General features: G+C 60.7%; 5 protein-coding genes and 3 pseudogenes. 4 read left to right on the forward strand and 4 right to left on the reverse strand.

Annotated features, from left to right (window positions below):
* Nucleotides 1–197: 197 nt before the first annotated feature.
* The 4 genes and pseudogenes from ACZYOF_RS41045 to ACZYOF_RS41060 all read right to left on the reverse strand — a co-directional run bounded on the left by ACZYOF_RS41045 (nucleotide 198) and on the right by ACZYOF_RS41060 (nucleotide 2,657).
* A pseudogene (locus ACZYOF_RS41045) lies at nucleotides 198–1,139 on the reverse strand (IS630 family transposase).
* A gap of 87 nt (nucleotides 1,140–1,226) precedes the next feature.
* Nucleotides 1,227–1,461 (reverse strand): annotated as a pseudogene (locus tag ACZYOF_RS41050) (PHP domain-containing protein); the annotation flags it as partial.
* Between the two features lie 48 nt (nucleotides 1,462–1,509).
* Nucleotides 1,510–2,177: pseudogene (locus ACZYOF_RS41055) on the reverse strand (DUF6504 family protein); the annotation flags it as partial.
* 243 nt (nucleotides 2,178–2,420) lie between these two features.
* The gene (locus ACZYOF_RS41060; protein WP_207234681.1) at nucleotides 2,421–2,657 is read right to left on the reverse strand and encodes an HNH endonuclease; all 237 of its coding nucleotides are present in this window, start codon (nucleotides 2,655–2,657) and stop codon (nucleotides 2,421–2,423) included.
* A 204-nt stretch (nucleotides 2,658–2,861) separates the two neighbouring features.
* Between ACZYOF_RS41060 and ACZYOF_RS41065 the strand changes: the two genes are divergently transcribed.
* From ACZYOF_RS41065 to ACZYOF_RS41080, 4 genes are all read left to right on the forward strand, one after another.
* A complete protein-coding gene (locus ACZYOF_RS41065) occupies nucleotides 2,862–4,196 on the forward strand; it encodes an MFS transporter (RefSeq protein ID WP_463719313.1) in 1,335 nt (444 codons plus the stop codon).
* Nucleotides 4,197–5,338: 1,142 nt separating this feature from the next.
* Nucleotides 5,339–5,524, forward strand: a complete 186-nt coding sequence (locus ACZYOF_RS41070) for a helix-turn-helix domain-containing protein (RefSeq protein WP_463703033.1) — start codon at nucleotides 5,339–5,341, stop codon at nucleotides 5,522–5,524.
* Nucleotides 5,525–5,672: 148 nt separating this feature from the next.
* Nucleotides 5,673–6,542, forward strand: a complete 870-nt coding sequence (locus ACZYOF_RS41075; RefSeq protein WP_463719314.1) for a c-type cytochrome — start codon at nucleotides 5,673–5,675, stop codon at nucleotides 6,540–6,542.
* Nucleotides 6,543–6,732: 190 nt separating this feature from the next.
* Nucleotides 6,733–7,119, forward strand: a complete 387-nt coding sequence (locus ACZYOF_RS41080; protein WP_130584479.1) for an AMP-binding enzyme — start codon at nucleotides 6,733–6,735, stop codon at nucleotides 7,117–7,119.
* Nucleotides 7,120–7,276: the final 157 nt, after the last annotated feature.

Genomic DNA, 7,276 nt, shown 5'->3' on the forward strand with positions numbered 1-7,276 from the left:
TGCGGCCCTTCAAGCTCACCACAATCCCATGACGATCAAGCCCGTTGCCCATGTCACAAGGGCCGCGTAACATTCATTCTGGCAACGTCGGCCCGACGTAGTTCAACACCGATCGGGACATCCCCTCATTCCATTCGAGGTGGAAACTTGCCTTTGCCTCCGCGCTGCTTGCCAAGCGACACTAGAGCATGATGTTTTTATACGGAAACATATCCTGAGTTTTTGAGATAGTTGGCGCACTCCTGGCTTGAGAAGAGATCGAGGAGTTCGCCGACCTTTCGCCAGGTTGCCTCGACATCGCGAGGCTCCGCGGCTCGCATCAGGTGTTTGAGTTTGGCGAAGACCTGTTCGATCGGATTGAGGTCGGGACTGTAGGGCGGCAGGAAGAGCATATGCGCTCCCTGGCGCGGATGGCGTTGCGGGCGAGCTTGCCTTTGTGACCGCCGAGATTGTCGAGAATGACGACCTCGCCCTTTGCCAGGGTGGGCGCCAATATCTTCTCGACATAGAGGGTGAAGAGTTCGCCATTGATAGGACCGTCGATAGTGCAAGGTGCGCTGATCCTATCGTGGCGCAGCGCGGCGATGAAGGTCATGGTCTTCCAATGGCCGAAAGGCGCCGATGCTTGGAGACGCTGTCCGCGCGGCCCCCAGCCGCGTAGCGGCGCCATGTTCGTTTTGATCCAGGTCTCATCGATGAAGACCAAGCGCGAGGCGTCAATCCTGCCTTGATGAGCCTTCCAGCGTGCCCGTTTACGGGCGATATCGGGGCGATCCTGTTCGGCCGGATGGATCGTTTTTTTTGAAGCTCAGCCCCTCAGCGTGAACAAAAGCCCACACCGCCCGCACGTCTGTCTTGATGCCACGCTCAGCCAGCTCCCTCGTCAGCTTCCGCAAGGTGAACGGTCCCGAGCAAATGCGCTTGCGCAGCCAGTCGGCGTTGGCGCCGGACAGAATCGGCTTCTTGTGACCACCGATCTTGCCGGGCGAAACGCCTCCGGTCTCTCGCCTCAGATTCTTCCACTTCGTCACACAGGACGGACTGATCTGAAGCGCCGCTGCAATCGAGCGAACGGTCTCGCCAGCATCAGCTCGCCTAAGCGCCAGTTCGCGGATGTCTTCCGAATAGGGTCGCGTCATCCATGCTGGCCCCGGTCCCCAGCATGGAGTTTGAATCAGAAATGCCTCCAATTGGGAATCCCGATTCCGCCAAAAAACAACATGCTCTAGGCGGCACAATCGTCCATAGGCGGCGCGGTCGGTGGGATAAACCAGGAGCGACATGCCATCCGCAAGATCAAAGCGGCAGCCAACGACAAGGCGCACACCGGTGACTTTGGCCGCTTCATGCGCTCGTACAATCCCTGCGAGGCTATTTACGATCTACAATTGCAAGCGCCTCTATTCCGAGGTTGGCAGCATGAGCGAAGAGGTCCTCGCAGGAAGATGCGCCACGCAGCAATAAGAAGTGCGACGTAACCTGGAGTTCGGCGTAGCGGGGGGCGGTCGGTCATCTGAAGACCCCATGCAAGAACCAACGGTGGGATCCCGTCTCTGAATTTTCGCCGTCGCTTGCCCGAAAAATCCAGTAGGGTTCGCCGGAATCGTCTTCGACGCGGAAATAGTCGCGCACGGCGATCATCTCGGGATCGCGCGTCCACCATTCGCCGTAAACTCGGTCCGGGCCATCAGCTCGCCGAACGCGCCTCCGGACGCCACGCCATGTGAAGGATACGGGGGGATGATCGAGTAACAGCGCAACAGTCTCGATGGGCTCAGGCGACATAAACAGCCGAGCCGGGCGCGGCCATTCGCTTGTCCACGTCGCGCCACCCTCAGGCGACATTGGCACGACGCGCTTTACCGATCGCTCCGGAACGTCGCTTGCAACGGGCGTCGCACGATAGAGAGCGCGGTCGCCCGCGCGGTTAGTCAGAATGTCGACCAGGTCGGAGACATCCGGAGGGGTATCGTCGATAAGCGAGGAGATTGTCTGCTTGGCCTCCATTGGCTCGGCAATCGTCGCTGTGATCGACATCAGTTCGATGCAAAGCCCGGCTCGATGGTTTCGATCTTGTCGCAAAGGAGGCGGGTCAATCGCTTTGCATCGCGCACAGGCGTAGCAGTCGCGACGCGCACAGCTTGGGCGCGGGTATCTACCCCGATAAGCAGATAATCTCAGTGTACGGCGGCATGTCTCAAAGGGCCCGAGGCCGGCCTCTACCGTCACCGTCGCGATGTCGGCTTTCAGGGGCACAGCGAACGTCAGACGTGGGGCGGATCGAAAAATTTTGCACGGCAGAGCGTCCTTCAGCTCGTTGCGCAAGCTCGCATTCATCAGCGAAACGACTGGGCGGCTCCGCCGAGCGGGAAAGTCCGCTCTGAGACAGCGCATCATGAAGAACTTGAGCTAATTCGAGGCTACGAGGCTAAGTCCCTTAGCGATGCCGAAACATGTAGGCGATAATCCGGATCGATGCCGACCAGATGCGCGTCGAACGTCGCGTGATGAATTTTGGACAGCGGAATGCCATTAGGCACAACGGGCTGCCCGAACTGCTCGTCCTTGTCGGCGACGATGTTGGCGGCGTCGAGGGGGAGCGGCTCGGATAAACCAGACAACGCGCAACGACCGTTGTAGGTCGTTATGACAGCCATGCGGAATGACGCTTGGTGACGCCGTTGCTTGACTGCACGAAGTGCGTAACGCCGCCGCGTGGCGCGACCGGTAAGCGGGGAACCAAATCCCGCGAATGAACTTGGGGTATAGAGGTCGTGTTCAGCCGCACCGCCATGTACGATCGGCAAACCTGGCCGCCTGAGCGCTCCCCCACTAGCCAAGAGCAGGGAGGTAACGGTGCCATGGACGAGATCGAAGCAAGGACCATCGGCAAGGTGATGTGGCGGTTGCTGCCCTTCCTGTTCGTCTGCTACTTCGTCGCGTACCTCGACCGGGTGAACGTCGGTTTCGCCAAACTACAGATGAACTCGGCGCTCGGCCTGTCGGAGGCGGCATACGGCTTTGGCGCGGGCCTGTTCTTCATCTCCTACTTTCTGTTCGAAGTACCATCCAACCTCGCGCTGGACAGGTTCGGCGCACGGCTCTGGATCGCTCGCATCATGTTAAGCTGGGGCGTTATCTCTGCTCTGTTCGCCTTCATCGCCCCGATCTCAGCGGCGACCGGGATCACGACCGAATGGGTGTTCTACATCCTCCGTTTCCTGCTCGGTCTCGCCGAGGCGGGTTTCTTTCCCGGGATCATTTTCTACCTGACACTGTGGTTCCCGTCGGTCTACCGGGCCCGGGTTGTCTCGCTGTTCATGCTGGCCATCCCGTTCTCGTCGATTGCGGGCGGACCGATCTCCGGGGCTCTGCTCAACATCTCCGGGGCCGGACTCGATGGCTGGCAATGGCTCTTCATCCTCGAAGCCTTGCCGTCGATCCTAATGGCCTTCGGGGTCATCTTTTACCTGACCGACCGGCCGGCGCTCGCGGCGTGGCTCGCCAAAGACGAGAGGGGCTGGCTCGAACGACGGCTGGAGACCGAGAGGCAGCACAAGGTGGCGGTCGAGCACGTAGGCATCGTCAAGGCGCTCACCGACCTCCGCATCCTCGCCTGCGCGTTCGTCTACTTCTGTCTGAACGCGGCGAGCTATGGTGTGGCGTTCTTCCTTCCGACGATCATCAAGAACTTTGGCGTGAGCAACTTCCAGACCGGCCTGCTGTCTGCGGTGCCCTTCTTGTTTGGCGCCGTCGGGATGGTCCTGCTGGGCCGCAACTCCGACCGCACATTGAAGCGTCGGGAGCACGTTTGCTTTGCCATGTTCCTCGCCGCGGTCGGCCTTGCGGGCGCGGGCCTCGTCTCCGCGCCGGCGCTGGTGCTTGGCTTGCTCTGCCTGAGCCAGATCGGCGTCTCCGCAACGCCGCCACTGCTGTGGCCAATACCGAGCGCCTTCCTGACGGGCACTTCGGCTGCGGCCGGGATCGCCGCGATCAATGCGCTCGGCAATCTGTCCGGCTTCGCCGGACCGTTCCTCATGGGCTACCTCAAAGACGCGACCGGCAACTTCACGGCCGGGCTGCTGGTCCTGGGCGGCTGCGCTCTAATCGGCAGCATTGTGGCCCTGAAGCTAAGGGTCAATCCGCAGATGGAGGTCACCGGCGCTGCGCCGGGTGCGTCGGCGCCGGCTCGCTGAGAGGACCAGCCTGTCGATGAGCGGGATTGCTCGACACGAAACGTAAACCCCGGCTTCAGCTCTACGGCCGTTAGGTGATCGTGGACCTCACACAGCCGCCTGCACATGTTCGAATGCCGCAGCGCGCATCAGTGTGTCAGAAGCATCAACGGTCATCACCGCGGTTTGCGGACCAGGAGAGGGAGGGACCGCCACCGTGTACTGGCAAGCAAACAGCAAGGCTCCGATGCCGCACTGCACGCCAAACTTGGCGCTCTATCCACCTATGCGGAAAACCGCCTGCCGCCGGCCCTTCAAACACCGCGGGTTTTCCGGTGTTTTAAATGGTTTTCGTTACATACGAGCGTGTATGATCGTCTTCGTCACTGGGGGCAAAGGGGACGCCCTCTTAGCTTGCATGAGACTAGTTAGCTTTGCCGTCGCGGCGGCAAGCACTGTGCTCCTCGGATGCAGGGCCGCGCTCGTCACGCTAAGGCCGACGAACCCTCAAGATCCAATCTGTCCTGCTAACCCCGGCAGCTAAATGCCCAACATCATCCGAGCGGCATTGGCGTATCCGCCGCGACCGAAACATCGAGATTCGGCCGCAACGAAGTGGGCCGAAGGCCCCAAGGAGAAGCACCCAGCAGGTTAGGATCACCGCGGCGACACTGAGGGATCTGGCCACGACAAGACTTTCGCGTGCGAGCTGACCACGGACACGGGTATCCGCACCTTTTCCGTCACCAGAAGGTGAAATTCTTGTCCGCGTGGGACGAGTGCGCAAGCTCCCGCTGCCCAAGAGTTTGACCTCGGCCCATAGGCTCACGCACGGAAAGAAGGAAGCGGATCGCGATCGCACTCCGGGTACTCAAAAAACTGCGGCGTGGCCCGGATCAGCGCCTCGACATCAAGGAAGGGGAGCCACAGGCACTTCGCGAACGGCAGCACCTCCTCAAGCTTGCCGGGACGAGACCAGTTTCGCGCCGAGGCGCGGCGGTGATGTGCCGTTCCCCACCTTCCCGTTCATCACCCAGTTAGTCGATCGGATTCCCACCGATCTGCCCTCGGCGATCGGATAGACGATCAGCTTAGCCATCGGCCGCGGTTGTACCTGCAGCGGCTTCATTCAATCAGTGGGCCTGGATTAAGCTGCGCGCACTATTAAGCGCCGGGGGTCGACGAAGTCGGGCCAGCCTCTGAGCACGATAGCCTACGCTTGCGGGTACCGCGATTACACCAGTTTCGCCCGTGCATTCCGCCAACGGTTCGGTCACGCACCCGGCGTTCATGTGCAGGGCGACGACGTCAACGTGGTGCGTGGCGTAACGCCCGCAAGGGCGCGTTAGACCCACGACGCCGCCCGCGCGGTCGCCTATCTGTGATGGCACGCTGCCGACAGCTGCGTCGCGAGATTTGTCGTCAGCGTGAACCGTCGGCAGATTCCATTCTGCTCAGTTCACGTCCCCGTGCGCAATCATTTGTCTAGGAGTAGCAATGCAAAACATCGTTGGGTTGGTGGCGTTGATCGTCATTGCCGCGTTATTGGCCTGGTCTGGCTTCCGCGCCTGGCGTGTTAGAAACCGCATCGTCAAATGGGGCGGCGCAGGTCTGTCGGGGCTGCTGTCCGTTGCGGTGTTGTCCGCCAGCGCGCTCAGGTTGCTCGGGATGATCAAGCAGCACAGCCGCTCGGCGCCCATCCCCGATATCAAGGTTGCGGGTACGCCGGAACTCATTGCGCGTGGCAAGGATATGGCCGACGGTCTTTGTGGCGCCTGCCATTCACACACTGGCACGCTCACCGGCGGCTACGATCTCGCGGTCGAACTCCAGGTTCCAATCGGTTCCTTCGCGGCTGCAAATCTTACTCCGGCCGGGCCATTGAAGCACTGGTCCGACGGCGAGATCTTCCGCGCCATTCGTAACGGCGTTGACGCGGAGGGCCGGTGGCTGACATTGATGTCCTACGTCAGGGCCGGCCGACTGAGCGACGACGACATCAAGGCTGTGATCGCGTACATTCGTAGTGTACCGGCGGCAGGAAATCCGACGCCAAATCCACCCGATCACATGAATATGCTCGGCCTTGCCATGCTCGGTGCTGGCATGCTGCCAAGCGATCCGCTGCGCCGGGCGAGATCCGTGTGCTGCGGAAGGCGGTGGAGCGCAATTCCCGATAGCAGCATCGCGCACGCAGCCGCCGAACCCGTGCGAAAACATGAAAGCCAGATGTTGTTCAACCACTCGGTTCGGGTGTTTGTGTTCGGAGCGATGAAAGGAATCCGTCAGAAGCTAAAATTCGAGGACGAGCTGCTCTACGTCTCCGCGTTGTTTCATGACTTGCATGACGCTCCGTGGAGCAGTTGAGCCATCGAGCTGGCGCGACAGGGCACGGTGCAATCCGAATTACAAATCTCGGTACTATTTAATGAGCCGGATGAGCACATTGCTTCCGCGGAAGAAATGGAGCGGGCGAGCAAATCCGGAGGCGCGATCAAGTTGATCGCGATCCGGTACCGCGACGCCGACAGCTCAAAACCTTGTAAGGAATTCTCGGATGACGCAACGCATGAACTACCGGAGCGTGACGCCGGCCGCTGGTCGCGAGAAGGATGTCATAGTCCGCGGCGGGTCCGCTATTTCACCGATCGAGATCGAAAGAGCGTTGCTGAGCCATCCGCTGGTGCGCGACGCGGCGGTCTTTGGCGCGCCGGATCCTGTGCTAGGCCAGCGTGTCGCGGCCGTTGTGCAGCTTGAGGGCGGTAGCGACGAGGCGGCAATCGATAACATTCTGGGCGCCACCAGGGAGCAGCTGGCGGATTACAAAGTGCCGGAGCTGCTGGTGGTCGTGGACGCTGTGCCGCGCAACCCGCTCGGGGAGATTGATCGCCACGCGTTGGCACAACTTATTTTCGGCATACCCGCTCACCAGCGTTTGCAGTGAGAACCGGCGCTAGAGCGGGGTGGGATTAGCTTGAATCGATTGAGGATTCCCAAATCAGATCGGTTCTGATTCAACATGCTGGCTGGGAAGGAGGCCGGCATGGATGGGGCGAGCGTATTCGACTGATCTGCGTGAGCGCGTGGTTGACGCCGTCTGC

It is taken from the genome of Bradyrhizobium sp. LeoA1Lang, from assembly GCF_055413685.1.

Bases quoted from the DNA above. Each gene is read 5' to 3' on its own strand.
- ACZYOF_RS41065 (WP_463719313.1), top strand. From the start codon at position 2,862: ATGGACGAGATCGAAGCAAGGACCATCGGCAAGGTGATGTGGCGGTTG.
- ACZYOF_RS41075 (WP_463719314.1), top strand. From the start codon at position 5,673: ATGCAAAACATCGTTGGGTTGGTGGCGTTGATCGTCATTGCCGCGTTA.
- ACZYOF_RS41060 (WP_207234681.1), bottom strand. From the start codon at position 2,657: ATGGCTGTCATAACGACCTACAACGGTCGTTGCGCGTTGTCTGGTTTA.
- ACZYOF_RS41080 (WP_130584479.1), top strand. From the start codon at position 6,733: ATGACGCAACGCATGAACTACCGGAGCGTGACGCCGGCCGCTGGTCGC.